12 protein-coding genes are annotated in these 15,639 nt (G+C 74.5%); 4 read left to right on the top strand and 8 right to left on the bottom strand.

Annotation, left to right across the window (positions count from 1 at the left end):
- Positions 1-13: 13 nt before the first annotated feature.
- From IE330_RS17290 to IE330_RS17265, 6 genes are all read right to left on the bottom strand, one after another.
- Positions 14-1,477 carry a Gfo/Idh/MocA family protein gene (locus IE330_RS17290; RefSeq protein WP_373314669.1) on the bottom strand — a complete coding sequence of 488 codons (1,464 nt, stop codon included), beginning with the start codon at positions 1,475-1,477 and terminating at the stop codon, positions 14-16.
- Positions 1,478-1,531: 54 nt separating this feature from the next.
- On the bottom strand, positions 1,532-2,578 hold the full coding sequence (locus IE330_RS17285) for a substrate-binding domain-containing protein (protein ID WP_190136924.1): 1,047 nt from the start codon (positions 2,576-2,578) through the stop codon (positions 1,532-1,534).
- Between the two features lie 12 nt (positions 2,579-2,590).
- Positions 2,591-3,610 carry an ABC transporter permease gene (locus IE330_RS17280; RefSeq protein ID WP_190136923.1) on the bottom strand — a complete coding sequence of 340 codons (1,020 nt, stop codon included), beginning with the start codon at positions 3,608-3,610 and terminating at the stop codon, positions 2,591-2,593.
- The gene (locus IE330_RS17275; protein WP_190136922.1) at positions 3,607-5,304 is read right to left on the bottom strand and encodes a sugar ABC transporter ATP-binding protein; all 1,698 of its coding nucleotides are present in this window, start codon (positions 5,302-5,304) and stop codon (positions 3,607-3,609) included. The genes IE330_RS17280 and IE330_RS17275 overlap by 4 nt, the downstream gene beginning before the upstream one ends.
- A gap of 288 nt (positions 5,305-5,592) precedes the next feature.
- The gene (locus tag IE330_RS17270) at positions 5,593-6,774 is read right to left on the bottom strand and encodes an ROK family transcriptional regulator (RefSeq protein WP_190136921.1); all 1,182 of its coding nucleotides are present in this window, start codon (positions 6,772-6,774) and stop codon (positions 5,593-5,595) included.
- Between the two features lie 233 nt (positions 6,775-7,007).
- Entirely contained in the window at positions 7,008-7,955 is a 948-nt protein-coding gene (locus tag IE330_RS17265; RefSeq protein WP_190136920.1) for a beta-ketoacyl-ACP synthase III, read from the bottom strand.
- 318 nt (positions 7,956-8,273) lie between these two features.
- On the opposite strand from IE330_RS17265, the gene fdhD reads away from it, so the two are divergent.
- Entirely contained in the window at positions 8,274-9,152 is an 879-nt protein-coding gene (fdhD, locus tag IE330_RS17260) for a formate dehydrogenase accessory sulfurtransferase FdhD (RefSeq protein ID WP_190136919.1), read from the top strand.
- Between the two features lie 332 nt (positions 9,153-9,484).
- Here fdhD and IE330_RS17255 read toward each other — a convergent pair whose 3' ends face one another.
- Positions 9,485-9,943, bottom strand: coding sequence for a MarR family winged helix-turn-helix transcriptional regulator (locus IE330_RS17255; protein WP_190136918.1), 459 nt, complete (start codon positions 9,941-9,943; stop codon positions 9,485-9,487).
- A gap of 91 nt (positions 9,944-10,034) precedes the next feature.
- Here IE330_RS17255 and IE330_RS17250 point away from each other — a divergent pair, with 91 nt between their 5' ends.
- From IE330_RS17250 to IE330_RS17240, 3 genes are all read left to right on the top strand, one after another.
- Entirely contained in the window at positions 10,035-10,958 is a 924-nt protein-coding gene (locus tag IE330_RS17250) for a quinone oxidoreductase family protein (RefSeq protein ID WP_190136917.1), read from the top strand.
- A 228-nt stretch (positions 10,959-11,186) separates the two neighbouring features.
- Positions 11,187-13,136 carry a sialidase family protein gene (locus IE330_RS17245; protein WP_190136916.1) on the top strand — a complete coding sequence of 650 codons (1,950 nt, stop codon included), beginning with the start codon at positions 11,187-11,189 and terminating at the stop codon, positions 13,134-13,136.
- 10 nt (positions 13,137-13,146) lie between these two features.
- The gene (locus IE330_RS17240; protein ID WP_373314668.1) at positions 13,147-14,457 is read left to right on the top strand and encodes a DUF5005 domain-containing protein; all 1,311 of its coding nucleotides are present in this window, start codon (positions 13,147-13,149) and stop codon (positions 14,455-14,457) included.
- Here IE330_RS17240 and IE330_RS17235 read toward each other — a convergent pair.
- Positions 14,393-15,472 (bottom strand): bile acid:sodium symporter family protein, encoded by a 1,080-nt coding sequence (locus IE330_RS17235; RefSeq protein ID WP_229925709.1) that lies wholly within the window; start codon positions 15,470-15,472, stop codon positions 14,393-14,395. The two genes, IE330_RS17240 and IE330_RS17235, sit on opposite strands and share 65 nt — an antisense overlap.
- Between the last annotated feature and the right edge of the window lie 167 nt (positions 15,473-15,639).

Genomic DNA, 15,639 nt, shown 5'->3' with positions numbered 1-15,639 from the left:
GCCACGAGCGGGCTCAGGCCACGACCGGGGTGTACACGGAGTTCTTGGCCGCGCTCTCCTCCACCGCGGCCAGCACCCGCTGCACCGCGAGCCCGTCGGCGAAGGAGGGCTCGGGCGTGGTGCCGGTGGCGACGGCGTGCAGCAGGTCGCGGGCCTGGTGCACGAAGGAGTGCTCGTAGCCGAGGCCGTGGCCGGGCGGCCACCAGGCGTCCACGTAGGGGTGGTCGGGCTCGGTGACGAGGATGCGGCGGAAGCCGGCCGAGGCGGCGGGCGCGGTGTGGTCGTGGAAGGAGAGTTCGTTCAGGCGTTCCAGGTCGAAGGCCAGGGAGCCGTCGGAGCCGTTGAGTTCGAGGCGCAGGGCGTTCTTGCGGCCCGCCGCGAACCGCGTGGCCTCGAAGGTGGCGAGGGCCCCGGAGGGGAACCGCGCGGTGAACACGGCCGCGTCGTCGACCGTGACCTGACCGACCGCCCCGCGCGTACGGGAACCGGAACTGGTGCCGGTACCGGCACCCCCTCCCCCGGCTCCGGCCCCGGCTCCCCCGGCTCCGGCCCCGGCTCCCCCGGCTCCGGCGCCCGCACCGCCCGCCGCGCCCAGGCCGCCGGGAGCGCCCGCGCCCCAGCCACCGGCGAGCGGCCGCTCCCGTACGAACGTCTCGGTCAACGCGGAGACGCCCGCGACGGCCTCACCCGTCAGGTACTGCGCGAGGTCCACGATGTGCGCGCCGAGGTCGCCGAGGGCGCCCGAGCCCGCCCGGTCCTTCCGCAGTCGCCACGTCAGCGGCGCGCCGGGGTCGACCAGCCAGTCCTGGAGGTACGTGAACCGCGCGTGCCGCAGCGCGCCGAGGCGGCCCTCGGCGACGAGGCGGCGGGCCAGCGCCAGCGCGGGCACGCGGCGGTAGTTGAAGCCGACCATCGCCACCTGACCCCGCGCGCGGGCCCGTTCGGCGGCGGCGGCCATGGCCTCGGCCTCCTCGACGGTGTTGGCGAGCGGCTTCTCGCACAGCACGTGCTTGCCCGCCTCCAGCGCGGCGATCGCGATCTCCGCGTGGCTGTCGCCGGGCGTGCAGATGTCGACGAGGCCGACGTCGTCCCGGGCGACGAGGGCACGCCAGTCGGTCTCGGCGGCCGCCCAGCCGAGCCGCTCGGCGTCGGCGCGCACGGCGGCGCCGTCGCGGCCGCAGACCGCCGCGAGGCGCGGGTCCTCCGGCAGGTCGAAGACGTGCCCCACGGTCCGCCAGCCCTGGGAGTGGGCGGCGCCCATGAAGGCGTAGCCGACCATGCCCACGCCGACGTGGCGCCGCGCGGCACCCGGTCCGGACGCCGCCGCAGTACCCGGGCCGGGCGCCGCCGCGGTACCCGGGCCGGGCGCCGGCCCGGCCCCGGACACCGGCCCCGACACCGGCCCCGCCCCCGGCCCCGCCCCCGCCCCGGACACCGGCCCGGCCCCGGAAGCGGCCTCGTGCTCCGTCTCACTCATGCGGTAACTCCTCCTGGTCGGCGCGGCGTCCGCTGCGCGGGGCGGTGGGCCGCCTCACTTGAAGCCGGTGGACATGTACTGGTCGACGTTGTCCTTGTCGACGACGGCCGAGTAGAGCGTGATGGAGGCCGGGATCTCGAACTCGGCCATGCCGCCGATGCCCTTGCCCTGGCCGAGCGCGCGGGCCAGGTCGATCGCGGACGCGGCCATCGTCGGCGGGTACAGGACGGTGGCCTTCAGCACGCCCCGGTCGGCCTTGATCTCCTGGAACGCGGAGAGCGCGCCCGCGCCGCCGACCATCAGGAAGTCGTCGCGCCCGGCCTGCTTGACGGCGCGCAGGGCGCCGACCCCCTGGTCGTCGTCGTGGTTCCACAGGGCGTCGAAGTCCTTCTGCGCCTGGAGGAGCTGCGACATCTTCGCCTGGCCGGACTCGACGGTGAACTCGGCAGCCTGGCGGGCGACCTTCTTGATGTTCGGGTAGTTCTTCAGGGCGTCGTCGAAGCCCTTCGTCCGCTGCTTCGTGAGCTCCAGGTTGTCGAGCCCGGCGAGCTCGACGACCCGGGCGTTCCCCTTGTCCTTCAGCTTCTCGCCGATGTAGTGCCCGGCGCTGAGGCCCATGCCGTAGTTGTCGCCGCCGATCCAGCAGCGGTAGGCCTGCGCGGTGGCGAAGATCCGGTCGAGGTTGACCACGGGGATCCCGGCCTTCATGGCCTTCAGGCCGACCTGGGTGAGGGCCTTGCCGTCGGCGGGCAGGACGACGAGGACGTCGACCTTCTTGTTGATGAGGGTCTCCACCTGGCCGATCTGGGCGGCGGTGTCGTTGGAGCCCTCGGTGGACTCCAGGGTGACGTCCTGGTACTTCTCCGCCCGCCGCTTGGCGTTGTCGTTGATGGCGTTCAGCCACCCGTGGTCGGCCTGCGGCCCGGCGAAGCCGATGGTCACCTCCTTGCCCGGCTTGTCGTCGGCGACGGCCTGGCCGTTGTCGGCCGGGCCGTCGTCGGAGTCCTTCGGCTCGTTGCTGGTGCAGCCCGTCAGGACGGCGCCCGCGGACACGGCGGCCGCGCCCATGAGCAGTCCTCTGCGGCTCGTGATCGGTGGCATGGCGGTGACCCCTTACGTGGTGGAGGCCCGGCGCTGGACCAGGACGGCGGCGACGATGATCGCGCCCTTGGCGATCTGCTGGACGGCGGTCTCCAGGTTGTTGAGCGCGAAGATGTTGGTGATCGTGGTGAAGATCAGCACGCCGAGCACGGCGCCGGTGATGGTGCCGCGCCCGCCGCTGAGCAGGGTGCCGCCGATGATCGCGGCGGCGATGGCGTCGAGTTCGTACAGGTTGCCGTTGGTGTTCTGGCCGGAGCCGGACAGGACCACGAGCAGGAAGGCCGCGATGCCGCAGCACAGGCCGGACAGCAGATAGAGGTAGAGCCGCTGCCGGCGTACGTCGATGCCGGCCAGGCGGGCCGCTTCCGCGTTGCCGCCGACCGCGACCGAGCGGCGGCCGAAGGTGGTGCGGTTGAGCAGCAGCCAGCCGACGACGGTCACCGCGGCGAAGACCAGGACGAGGGGCGGTACGCCGAGGACGTACGCGTCGCGTTCGCCGAGTCTGAGGACGCCGTCCACGGTGACCATCTGGGTCTTGCCGTCGGTGATCTCCAGGGCGAGGCCGCGGCCCGACGCCAGCATGGCGAGCGTCGCGATGAACGGCACCATGCCGCCGTACGCGATGAGCAGGCCGTTGACGAGCCCGCAGCCGAGGCCGACGACGACGGCGGTGAAGAGGATGCCGGCGAAGCCGTACTCCTGGGTGGCGACCGTCGTCGCCCACACCGACGCGAGCGCGACGATCGCGCCGACGGACAGGTCGATGCCGCCGGAGATGATGACGAAGGTCATGCCGACGGTGACGACGCCGATGACGGACGCCTGGGTGAGGATGAGCTGGAGGTTGTCGGTGTCGAGGAACGCGTCGGGCTGGGTGACGCCGCCGATCACCGCGAGGGCGGCGAGGACGCCGAGCAGGGACAGGGTGCGCAGGTCGGCACGGGCGGCGAGGGCCCGCCAGGGGCCGGCCGCGCCGTCCGGCGGCGGGCTCTTCTCGGTCACGGGCCGGGCGGGCGATGCGGGCTGCGTCATGGCGCCGGGCTCCCTTCGGTGGTGACGGTGTCTTCCGGTGCGCCGGGAGTGCTGCCGGACCCGCGGTTCGCGCCGGTGCCGCCGGTGCCGCCGGTGCCGCCGGGCCCACGGGGGCCACTGGATCCACCAGCCCCTCCGGCTCCTCCAGCCCCACCGGCTCCTCCGGCCCCACCGGCCCGCCCCGACCCCAGGACCAGGTCCAGCACCCGGGGTTCGTCGAGTTCGTCCGCGCGGGCCGTGTGGACGACGTGGCCCTCGCGGAGTACGAGGACGCGGTCCGCGAGGCCGAGGACCTCGGGCACCTCGCTGGAGACGAGCAGCACGGCGAGGCCCTGGTCGGCGAGGCCGCGTACGACGGCGTACAGCTCCGCGCGGGCGCCGACGTCGACGCCGCGCGTCGGCTCGTCGAGCAGCAGCACCCGGCAGCCGCGCAGCAGCCACCGGGCGAGCACGGCCTTCTGCTGGTTGCCGCCGGACAGGGTGCGTACGGGTACGGACGGGTTGTCGGGCCGGAGCGACAGCTCCCGGGTGGCGGCGCGGGCGGCGGCGCGCTCCGCGCCCCGGTCCAGCCAGCCGCCGCGCGAGAAGCGGGACATGGAGGACACCGACACGTTGCGCGTCACGGACTCCAGCATCAGCAGGGCCTGGGCCTTGCGTTCCTCGGGGGCGAGGCCCAGCCCGGCGCGCACGGCCGCGCGGACGCTGCCCGGCCGCAGCGGCCTGCCGTCGACGCGGACATGTCCGGCGGCGGGCCTGCGCGCGCCGTAGACGGTCTCCAGGATCTCCGAGCGCCCGGAGCCGACGAGCCCGGCGAGTCCGACGATCTCGCCGGGGCGCAGTTCCAGGTCGAGGGGCGCGAACTCGCCGTGGCGGGCGAGGCCGTGGACGGTGAGGACGGGCTCGGGCGGCGCTCCGGGGCGGTCGGCGGGCGCGCGCTCCGGGAAGACGTACTCGACGGTGCGGCCCGTCATCAGCGCGACGATCTCGCGCGTGGGCGTCTGCTTCGCGGGCAGCCCGACGGCGACGGCACGGCCGTCCTTCAGGACGGTGACGCGGTCCCCGATGCGGCGGATCTCCTCGAGCCGGTGCGAGATGTAGACGACGGCGACGCCCTCGGCCGTGAGGTCGCCGATGACGCGGAAGAGGTTGTCGACCTCGTCGGGGTCGAGCGCGGCGGACGGCTCGTCCATGACGATGAGGCGTACGTCGTGGGAGAGCGCGCGGGCCATGGACACGATCTGCTGCTGCGCGGCGGACAGGTCGCCCACCAGCCGCCCCGGGTCGATCTCCGCGTGGCCGAGCCGGGTGAGCAGCGCGGCGGTGGCAGCCCGGGCCCGGCCGGGCCGGACCACGAAACCGGCGGCGGTCGGCTCGTGCCCGAGGAAGACGTTCTCGGCGACGGACAGGTGTTCCACCAGGTCGAGTTCCTGGTAGATGGTGGCGATGCCGAGGCGCATCGCGGCGATCGGCGAGCGCGGCGCGACGTGTTCGCCGCGCCAGGCGATGGTGCCGCCGTCGGGCTGGTGGGCCCCGGCGAGGACCTTGATGAGGGTGGACTTGCCCGCGCCGTTCTGGCCGAGCAGGCAGTGCACCTCACCGGCCTGTACGTGCAGGTCCACGCCGTCGAGCGCGCGGACGCCGGGGAACGACTTGGTGATGCCGGACATGCGGAGCAGCGGTGGTTCTGGTGCCATGACGGTTCCCTCGCGCGGGTGCGGCCGGTTTCAGGGCAGAGCAGGGTGAGCGCCGTGTGCGTCGTACGTGCTGCGTGCGTCGTAGGTACCGCGTGTGTCGTGCGTGCCGGGTGTGGGTCGGGCGTGCTGTATGCGTCGTACGTGTCGGGTGCGTCGTACGTGCTGCGCGCGTCGTACGTGTCGGGTGTGTGCCGTGCGTGCTGTGTACGTCGTACGTGCTTGTGCGTCGTCGTACGTGCCGGGTGGGGCGTGCGGGAGGAGCCGGGGGGGCCGGTCGTCGCGGGCCGGTCAGGCCGGGGAGAACAGGTGGTCGCTGATGAGCCGGGCGCCGCCGATGACTCCGGCGGCGGGGCCGAGCTCGCCGAGGACGATGGGGAGGTTGCCGGTCGCGAGGGGCAGCGACTGGCGGTAGACCTGGGTGCGGATCGCGGCGAGCAGGGTGTGTCCGAGGCCCGTGACGCCGCCGCCGATCACCACGAGGCCCGGGTTGAAGAAGCTGACGAGGCCCGCGATGACCTGGCCCGTGCGGGTGCCGCCGACGCGGATCAGGTCGAGCGCGGTGGGGTCGCCGGCGGCGGCCGCCGCGGCGACGTCGGCGGCCGTGAGCGTCCCGGCCGCCTCCAGGCGGGCGGCGAGCTCGGGCGAACGGCCCTGCTGGGCGGCCTCCTTCGCGTCACGGGCGAGCGCCGCGCCGCTGAAGTAGGCCTCCAGGCAGCCCCGGTTGCCGCAGGCACAGGGGCGTCCGTCGGGCTCGGACTGGATGTGCCCGATGTCGCCCGCGCTGCCGGTCGTGCCCCGGTACACCTCGCCGCCGACGACGATGCCGCAGCCGATGCCGGTGCCGATCTTCACGCACAGGAAGTCGCCCACGGAGCGGGCGACGCCCGCGTGCTGCTCCCCCGTCGCCATCAGGTTCACGTCGTTGTCGACCATGACCGGGCAGCCGAGCTCCTGGCTGAGCGCCTCCCGTACGGGGAAGCCGTCCCAGCCCGGCATGATCGGCGGGGCGACGGGGACGCCCTCGGGGAAGCGGACGGGCCCCGGCACGCCGATGCCCGCCCCGTCGAAGCCCTCGGCGAGCCCCGAGTCGCGCAACTTCGCGGCCATGGCGAGGACTTGCTCGAAGACCGCGACCGGGCCCTCCCGGACGTCCATGGGCTGGTTGAGGTGGCCGAGGACCTCCAGCTCGGCGTTGGTGACGGCGACGTCCACGGAGGTGGCGCCGATGTCCACGCCGAGGAAGCGGAGGTTCGGGGCGAGGCGGATGTTGTGGGAGCGGCGGCCGCCGCGGGAGGCGGCGAGGCCGTCGGCGACCACGAGGCCGGTCTCCAGGAGCCGGTCCACCTCCACGGCCAGCTTGGACCGCGACAGGTCGACCTGGTCGCCGAGTTGCGCACGGGAGCTGGGGCCGCCGTCACGCAACAGGCGCAGCAGCCGCGCCTGGTGCGCGTTGGCGGGTCGAGCCGTCATACGTCTCACGCGCCCCTCCCCGCCTCATCGGCCTTGACCCTCGTACGCGTTGGGCTTTCGAGGGGAACGTAGCAGCGGGTGTCCGGCCTGGGAAGCACTTGCGCCCGAATAGCCGCCGACTTTCTCCTCGGGCAGGACAAAGCCTCTCGCCTTTCGGCCACCCGAGGGCCCGCCACCGTCATGAGGGACGCCGCCCGTCACGGGGCCCGCCGCCGTCACGGGGCCCGCCACCGTCACGGGCACCGCACCACCTGTCCCGCGTACGACAGGTTCCCGCCGAAGCCGAACAGCAGCACCGGGGCGCCCGTGGCGATCTCGCCCCGCTCCACCAGCTTGGACAGAGCGATGGGCACGGACGCCGCCGAGGTGTTGCCCGAGTCCACCACGTCCCGGGCCACGACCGCGTTCACGGCGCCGATGCGCTCGGCGAGCGGTTCGACGATGCGCAGGTTGGCCTGGTGCAGCACGACCGCCGCCAGGTCGGCGGGGGCGAGCCCGGCCCGCTCGCAGGCGGCGCGGGCCAGCGGCGGAAGCTGGGTGGTCGCCCAGCGGTAGACGCTCTGGCCCTCCTGTGCGAACCGCGCAGGCTCCCCCTCGATGCGCACCGCCCGCCCCATCCCGGGCACCGAGCCCCACAGCACCGGCCCGACGCCGGGCTGCTCGTCCGGGCCGCACGCCTCCACCACGGCCGCGCCCGCCCCGTCGCCGACCAGGACGCACGTGGTGCGGTCGGTCCAGTCGGTGACGGCGGACATCTTGTCGGCCCCGACGACCAGCGCCCGGGTGGCGGCGCCGGCCCGCACGGCGTGGTCGGCGGTGGCCAGGGCGTGCGTGAAGCCCGCGCAGACGACGTTGACGTCCAGCGCGGCGGGCGAGGGCACGCCGAGGCGGGCGGCGACGCGGGCGGCCATGTTCGGCGAGCGGTCCACCGCGGTGGACGTGGCGACGACGACCAGGTCCACGGCGGCGGGGGCCTGCCCGGCGGCCGCGAGGGCCTTGGCGGCGGCGTGCGCGGCGAGCTCGTCGACCGGCTCCTCGGGGCCCGCGATGTGCCGGGTGCGGATGCCGACCCGGGACCTGATCCACTCGTCACTGGTGTCGACCATGCCCGCCAGCTCGTCGTTGGTCAGTACCTTGGCGGGCTGGTAGTGGCCGACGGCGGTGATGCGTGAGCCGGGCATGTGCGGGTCCCCTCGTGGTGCCGGATGTGCGGGACCGTCCAGTCTGCTGAGCGACTCACGGGTACGAGGTGAGGTGAAGCGACAGTATTGGGAGCGGTCGTTTGGATGCTTCTCATCATCGCGTCACCCGGTGACGAGGCGCCTGGTCGCGTGTGCGAGTGCGTACGGGCCGCGGGCCGGGGCACCCTGCACGTGCAGGACAATGAGCGGGCGGAGGTCGCCTCGCGCACGGCCCCGGCCGGTGCCCCGCGCCCTCCGCGCGACCAGGGCCGCTCGGGCCGCCGGCACGTACGGAACACAGAACCGGGACTGATCGACATGGGACGAGTCACGGAGCGCCGCCGCGTCCTCCGCATCCGCGACGGCGTGGTCACCGAGCGGCCGGACACGCTCGTCGCCGAGGAGCCGCTGGAGATCCGCCTGAACGGCAAGCCGCTCGCGATCACCATGCGCACGCCGGGCGACGACTTCGCGCTGGCGGTGGGCTTCCTGGTCAGCGAAGGGGTGCTCGGCGCGGCGGACGAGCTGCGGAACGTCGTGTACTGCGCGGGCGCCACGCGGGACGGCTCCAACACCTACAACGTGGTCGACGTGTCGACCGCCCCGGGCGTGGTGCTGCCGGACATCACGCTGGAGCGCAACGTGTACACGACCTCGTCGTGCGGGCTGTGCGGCAAGGCGAGCCTGGACGCGGTGCGGACGACGGCCCGCTGGGCCATCGACGACGGGGCCCACGGCGCCCACGGCGCGGACGGCGCCGGCCCGCTGCGCCTCACGCCCGAGCTGCTCGCCGGGCTGCCCGACCGGCTGCGCGCCGCCCAGCGCGTGTTCGACCGGACCGGGGGGCTGCACGCGGCCGCGCTCTTCTCGGAGCAGGGCGAGCTGCTGGACGTGCGCGAGGACGTGGGGCGCCACAATGCCGTCGACAAGCTGGTGGGGCGCGCCCTGCGGGACGGGCGCCTGCCGCTGTCCCGTACCGTCCTCCTCGTGTCCGGGCGGGCCTCCTTCGAGCTGGTCCAGAAGGCCGTGATGGCGGGCGTTCCGGTGCTCGCCGCGGTGTCGGCGCCGTCCTCGCTCGCGGTCGACCTGGCCGCGGAGGCGGGGGTGACGCTGGTGGGGTTCCTTCGCGGGGCGTCGATGAATGTGTACGCGGGGCAGCACCGGGTTGCCCTGCGGGCTGCTGCGGATCGGGGGTAGGCCCTGGTCGGGCCGGGGCTCTTTCTCCCGCCCGCCCGCCCCTTCATCGCGCTCCGCGCTCGTCCTCAAACGCCGGACGGGCTGGAGCGCCCGGTCGCGGCCGTCCCCCCTGTGCCGGTTCATACCTTCGCGCTGGCGCGCTCGTCCTCAAACGCCGGACGGGCTGAAGCGCCCGGTCGCGGCCGTGCCCCCTGTGCCGGTTCATACCTTCGCGCTGGCGCGCTCGTCCTCAAACGCCGGACGGGCTGGAGCGGCCGGTCGCAGCCGTCCTCGAACGCCGGACGGGCTGGAGCGGCCGGTCGCGGCCGTCCTCGAACGCCGGACGGGCTGGATCAGCCCGCGGCGGGGTCCTCTTCTGCCCTCACCACGCGCGTCAGCATGTCCATGAAGTGGTCTCGTTCTTCCTCCTCCAGGGGCGCCAGGAGTTCCTTGTTGGCGCGGTGGGCCGCTCGGGCGCAGTGGCGGAGGGTGCGGTGGCCCTGGGGGGTGATGGTGACGGCGTTCTTGCGGCGGTCCCTGGGGTCCGGGGTGCGCTCGACGAGGCCCGCGTCCTGGAGGTCGTTGAGGACGCCGACCATGTCCTTCGGGTCGAGCGACACGCTGCGGCCCAGCTCCGCCTGGGCGACGGGGCCCAGGTCGGCGACGGCGGCCAGCACCACGTGGTGCCACATCTTCATGCCCTGCTCCGCGAGGGCGTCGGCGACCAGGGCCCGGCCGCGGGCGGCGGCACGGCCGAGGAGCCAGCTCGGCAGGGTGCGGATGGCGGACGGGGCGGGCGGGGTCTCGGGCATGGGGAGAGCGTAGCGAAGAATCGTTGGACTTCCCCATGAACAGGGAGATACCGTTGGGAGCACCAATGGTTTTCCGTGTGGGGAGGCATTCATGCGTCGTGTGCGGTACGACCACCGCGGCAATCCCGGCGTCCTGCGGATCGAGGAGGTGCCCGTGCCCGAGCCGGGCCCCGGCGAGCTGCTCGTACGGGTCGCGGCGGCCGGTGTGACGCTGCCGGTCGTGCGCAAGGTGCGCGAGTCCGCCGGGCCCGTGCCGCTCGGCGGCGAGGTCGCGGGCGAGGTGGCCGCGCTCGGCCCGGGCGTCACCGGCTTCGCCGTGGGCGACCGCGTCACCGGCCTGGTCTTCGGGCACGGCTACGCCGACTACGCGCTCCTGGGCACCGCGATGGCCTCGCCCGTGCCGGACGGCGCGAGCGCGACCGAGGCGGTGGCGCTGGTGCGCAGCGGCCTGGTCGCGTACGGCGCGCTCCAGGCGGCCCGGCCCGCGCCCGGCGAGGCCGCGCTCGTCACGGCCGCGGCGAGCGGGGTGGGCCATCTGGCGGTACAACTCGCCCGGCTCCAGGGCGCCGGGCGCGTCGTGGGCGCCGTGTCGGACCCCGGCAAGGCGGACCTCGTCCGGGGGCTCGGCGCGGACGAGGTGGTCACCTACGACCGGGAGAGCTGGGGCGAGCCGGTCGACTACTGCCTGGACGGGGTGGGCGGCGAGCTGCTGACCCCGGCCCTGGCCGCGCTCGCCCCGGGCGGCCGCCTGGTCGCGTACAGCTCGGGCGGCGGCACCGTACAGGCGTACGACCTGCTGGTCGGCGCCAAGACCGTGACGGGCTTTCACATGAGCCTGGTCGCCCGTCAGCGGCCGCTGGAGTACGAGGCGTGGCGCAAGGAGCTGTGGCGGCTGTTCCAGGAGGGCTCGCTGCGGCTCGCCGTGCACGCCGCGTACGCCCTGGAGGACGCGGCCGCGGCGCACCGGGCCGTGGAGTCCCGTGCCAACCGCGGCAAGGTGGTGCTCGTGCCGTGACCCCGAGCCGACCGGCGCGCACGCCGTCCTGAGAGGCACTCAACAGCCGCCCGCGCACGTCATTCGCACCCGTTGGGAGGGTTGATCGGGAACCGCTCGCCCGTATGGCGTCAGCTTGCCGCACGGTTGTTGTGCGGCCCGAGTGGCCCAAGTAGCGTCGTCGCCCCGCACTTGCTCATGGGATGTCCATATGTCCGGTCGATATGGTCACGACGAAGGGCCCGCAGCATGCCGCCGAGACACCGCGTACGCCCCAGACCTCCCCGGCTCAGCCACTCCCGCTCCCGCCCGCGTGCGACACGGCGCGCCGTCGCCGCGCTGACCACCGCCGCCCTCACCGCGCTCACGCTGCCGTCCGCGCTCAGCGGCGCGACCAGGGCCACGGCCGCGGGGGCGGCGCCCTCCTTCGAGCAGCAGACCCTCTTCAAGGCCTCCCAGGACCCCGGGTACACGTGCTTCCGCATACCGGCCGTCGTGCGGACCACGAAGGGGACGCTGCTCGCCTTCGCCGAGGGCCGCGTCAACGACTGCAGCGACGCGGGCGACATCGACCTGGTGCTCAAGCGCTCCGGCGACGGCGGCCGCACCTGGGGGCCGATGCAGGTCATCAACGAGGGCGCGGGGGACACGCACGGCAACCCGACGCCGATCGTCGACCGCAGGACGGGCCGGATCGTCGTCGCGGAGACGTACAACAAGGGCCGGACGGACGGCCAGAACTGCGCCACGCCGTGCGCCCGCACCCCCTACCTCCAGTACAGCGACGACGACGGCGTGACCTGGTCCAAGCCGCGGGACCTGAGCGACCAGATCCTGCCCGCGCACTGGAACTCCTGGTACGCCACCGGGCCCGTGCACGGCATCCAGCTCACCCGCGGCCGGCACAAGGGCCGCCTGGTCTTCGCGGTGAACGCCGAGACGTGGAACGGCAGCCGGGTCACCGCCAACCACGCCGCGCTCGTCGTCAGCGACGACGGCGGCACCACCTGGCGCATCGGCGCCACCGACACCTACCCCGTCGACGCCGCCGACGGCACGTTCCGGCAGAAGCCGTCGGAGATGACCGTCACCGAGCGGTACGACGGCGCCATCTACGTCAGCGGGCGCGAGCAGGACGGCACCGACCTGGGCCACCGCTCCCACACGATCAGCCGCGACGGCGGCGACAGCTTCGTCGCGCCCTTCCGCCCGCAGCCCGACCTGTACTGCCCGCAGGTGCAGGGCTCGACGCTGCGGATCGGCCAGCGGCTGCTGCTGGCCTGCCCGGCCGACCCGGACCGGCGCAGGACCATGCTCATCCGGTCGTCGTACGACGGCGGCCGCACCTGGGACAGCGTCGACCGCGGCACCGTCGTGACCACCGACTGGTCCGGCTACTCCGACATGGTCCGCGCCGACGCCGCGCACGTGGGCCTGATGTACGAGGGCGGCCCGGTCGACGCCCGGGACGAGATCCGCTTCGCGCGCTTCACCGAGGAGTGGCTGAAGCCGCGGCGCGGGCCCGACCCGACGACACCCGACCGGGCGCCGGGCGCGCGGGACGCCGCTGTCCTCGGCGACGCGGACACCACTGACGGCGTCGCGGGCGGCGCGCTGGAGTTCGACGGCGTCGACGACGCCGTGCGCCTGCCCTACCGGACCCGGCTGCCGCTCGGGACGCGCGACTTCACGGCCTCGCTGTGGTTCCGCCACTCCGCCGCCCGCGGCGAGCAGCCCCTGCTGTGGATGGGGGGCGTGGGCGGCAACCAGCCGCAGGTGTGGCTGCGCGACGAGCCCGCCGAGGACCGCCTCACCGGCCTGATCACCACCCGTGAGGGCAGCGGGCCGCCCCGCTCGGCGTCGCTGAGCGCCCGGGGCGCGTACGACGACGACGAGTGGCATCACGTGGTGCTGCGCCGCGGCGGCGGGCAGCTCAGCCTGTTCGTGGACGGCGAGAAGGCCACCCGGGCGGACGTGCCGGGCTCGGTCAGCCGCACCTCGCCGTTCGGCGTGCACGTCGGCCAACGCGTCGACAGCCGGGCGCACTTCACCGGCGACATCGACGAGGTGCGGGTGCTCGCGCGGGCCCTGTCGGACGACGAGGTGGCCGAGCTGCGCCGCAACCCGGGCGACCGGACCGCTGTGACACGGGACACCGTCCTCCGGCTCCCCATGGACCGCGTGCGTTCGAGGAACTAGCGTCCCGGGCGTGTCCCAAGCCACACGGCCGCACACCGGCCCGCCCGCCACCGACCGGGGGCAGGGCAGCCGCAGTTCCCGTGGACTGTGGCTCGCCCTGCTCCTGGCGCTCGCCTGCGTGGCGGTGCTGCTCACCGTCCTCCCGGACGCCGACGACGGCACGGACGACCGGAAGGACGGCGCCGCGTGCCCGGCGCGCACCGTCGGCTCCTGGCGGGCCGAGCCCCGGCTGAACGACGCGTTCGCGGCGTACGGCGACGACGGGGCCCGCGACGACGACTGGTCCGGCGGCGACGGCAGCCACTCGGTGCGGCTCCCCGACGGGCGGGTGCTGTGGCTGTTCTCCGACACCTTCCTCGGCCGGGTGCACGCGCCGCCCAACCCCGAGGGCAAGCCGCACAAGTGGCGCGACGGCGGCGCGCCGATGGTGCGCAACTCGGGCGTGGTGATGTCGCGCTCGGGCACGCCGGAGCAGACCCTGCCCACGCCGCTGTTCCACGACGCGGGGCCGGGGCAGTGGCGCTGGCCGGTGGCCGCGAAGGTCGAGCCGCGGACGCCCGGCAGCGACGAGGACGTGGTGCGCGTCCTGCTGTGGACCCGTGCCACGGCTCCCAAGCCGTGGATCTTCGGGGTGCCCGCCGCCACCGAGGTCGCCACCCTCACGCTGCCCGACCTCGCCCTGGAGGGCATCACCCAGATCTCCGACCAGCGCGGCGTCGCCGACCCCGAGCGGCGCGTGCTGTACGGCACGACCGCGGTCGACGACGGCGAGTGGACGTACGTCTTCGGCGGCAACGACGCGCAGACCGCCAGGCGGCCCTCCTCGCACGCCTACGTCGCCCGCGTCCCGCAGGGCGCCCTCGGCGACCCCGCGGCCTGGCGCTACTGGGACGGCCGCGACTGGTCGCGGGACGGCGCGAAGGCGCGCTCCGTGCTCGGCAACGGCGACCACAAGGGCGTGGGCAGCGCGTTCACCGTGGTCCGCGACGGCGGCACGTACGTGCTGTTCACGATGGCCGCGGGTGCCAGTGGCCTGACCGACGTGACGTCGTACTGGGCGTGCGCGCCGACCGGGCCCTGGCACGGCCCCGGCGCGGGCTTCGCTCCCCCGCTGCCCCGGGACGCCGCGGCGAACGGGGACACGGCCGCCTACAACCCGCAGGCCCACCCCGCGCTCAGCCGCGACGGGCGGCTCGTGCTCAGCTACGACGTCAACGCGCTCGACGCGGCGGGCACGCCCGGCGGCCAGGCGCTGGTCAACCGGAACGTGGAGCTGTACCGGCCCCGCTTCGTGTCGCTGCGCCTGACCTCGCGGCCCTGACGTCCCCGCCGGGCCCGCGCCCCCCGGCCTCCGGCGGCTCCTGGGCCTCGGGGTCCCGGGAGCGGTGCCGGGCGATGACCGCGCCCACCATGAGCTGCATCTGGTGGAACAGCATCAGCGGCAGCACCGCGAGCGAGGCCTGCGCGCCGAACAGCACGCTGGCCATGGGCAGCCCCGCCGCCAGGGACTTCTTCGACCCGGCGAACTGGATCGCCACCCGGTCCGCGCGGCCGAAGCCGAGCCGCTTCGCGCCGTACCAGGTCACGGTGAGCATCAGCGCGAGCAGCACCGCCTCCACGCCGAGCAGCGCCGCCAGCCGCGCCGGGGTGACCTGGCTCCAGATGCCCCGCACCATGCCCTGGCTGAACGCGGTGTAGACCACCAGCAGGATCGAGCCCCGGTCGACGAGGCTCAGGACCTTCTTGTGCCGGCTGACGAACCCGCCGATCCAGCGGCGCAGGAGCTGACCCGCGAGGAACGGCACGAGGAGCTGGAGCACGATCTTGACGAGCGCGTCGGCGGAGAACCCCCCGCCCTTGTCGCTGAGCAGCCAGGCCACGAGCAGCGGCGTGATGACGACCCCGGCCAGCGAGGAGAAGGAGCCCGCGCAGATGGCCGCGGGCACGTTGCCGCGGGCCAGTGAGGTGAAGGCGATCGACGACTGGATCGTGGAGGGCACCAGCGTCAGGAAGAGGAAGCCGCTGTAGAGCGCGGGCGTCAGGACGTACGGCACGAGCCCCTTGGCGGCGAGGCCGAGCAGCGGGAAGAGCGCGAAGGTGCACAGCAGGACGGTCAGGTGCAGCCGCCAGTGCCGCAGGCCGTCCAGGGCCTCGCGGGTCGACAGGCGCGCGCCGTACAGGAAGAACAGCAGCGCGACGGCCGTGGTGGAGGCGCCGGACGCCACGTCGGCGGCGGTGCCCCGGGCGGGCAGCAGCGCGGCGAGGCCGACGGTGGCGAGCAGCGCCGCGATGAAGGGGTCGACCGGTATCCAGGACGGCCAGGACGGGCGTTTCACGGTGCTCCGGGCTCTCGGGGACGGCGGTGGTGGGGGCCCGCGCGGTGCCGGTGGTGCGGGACGGCGCCCGCGCGCGGCGGCGGTGCGGCGCACGCGGCCTCGCGCGGGGCGAGGGCCGGTACGTGCCGCCCTTCCCATGGTCCTCCTCCCGGAGGCCATCGGGAAAG

This window comes from Streptomyces longispororuber (genome assembly GCF_014656095.1).
Taxonomy (GTDB): Bacteria; Actinomycetota; Actinomycetes; order Streptomycetales; family Streptomycetaceae; genus Streptomyces; species Streptomyces longispororuber.
Note: the sequence above shows the minus strand (reverse complement) of the source record. Positions and strands in the feature narration are given on the sequence as shown.

Excerpts from the sequence above, each read along its gene's own strand:
- IE330_RS17270 (WP_190136921.1), bottom strand. The coding sequence starts at position 6,774 with ATGACGGCTCGACCCGCCAACGCGCACCAGGCGCGGCTGCTGCGCCTG.
- IE330_RS17245 (WP_190136916.1), top strand. The coding sequence starts at position 11,187 with ATGCCGCCGAGACACCGCGTACGCCCCAGACCTCCCCGGCTCAGCCAC.
- IE330_RS17280 (WP_190136923.1), bottom strand. The coding sequence starts at position 3,610 with ATGACGCAGCCCGCATCGCCCGCCCGGCCCGTGACCGAGAAGAGCCCG.
- IE330_RS17255 (WP_190136918.1), bottom strand. The coding sequence starts at position 9,943 with ATGCCCGAGACCCCGCCCGCCCCGTCCGCCATCCGCACCCTGCCGAGC.
- IE330_RS17285 (WP_190136924.1), bottom strand. The coding sequence starts at position 2,578 with ATGCCACCGATCACGAGCCGCAGAGGACTGCTCATGGGCGCGGCCGCC.
- IE330_RS17250 (WP_190136917.1), top strand. The coding sequence starts at position 10,035 with ATGCGTCGTGTGCGGTACGACCACCGCGGCAATCCCGGCGTCCTGCGG.
- fdhD (WP_190136919.1), top strand. The coding sequence starts at position 8,274 with ATGGGACGAGTCACGGAGCGCCGCCGCGTCCTCCGCATCCGCGACGGC.
- IE330_RS17265 (WP_190136920.1), bottom strand. The coding sequence starts at position 7,955 with ATGCCCGGCTCACGCATCACCGCCGTCGGCCACTACCAGCCCGCCAAG.
- IE330_RS17275 (WP_190136922.1), bottom strand. The coding sequence starts at position 5,304 with ATGGCACCAGAACCACCGCTGCTCCGCATGTCCGGCATCACCAAGTCG.
- IE330_RS17290 (WP_373314669.1), bottom strand. The coding sequence starts at position 1,477 with ATGAGTGAGACGGAGCACGAGGCCGCTTCCGGGGCCGGGCCGGTGTCC.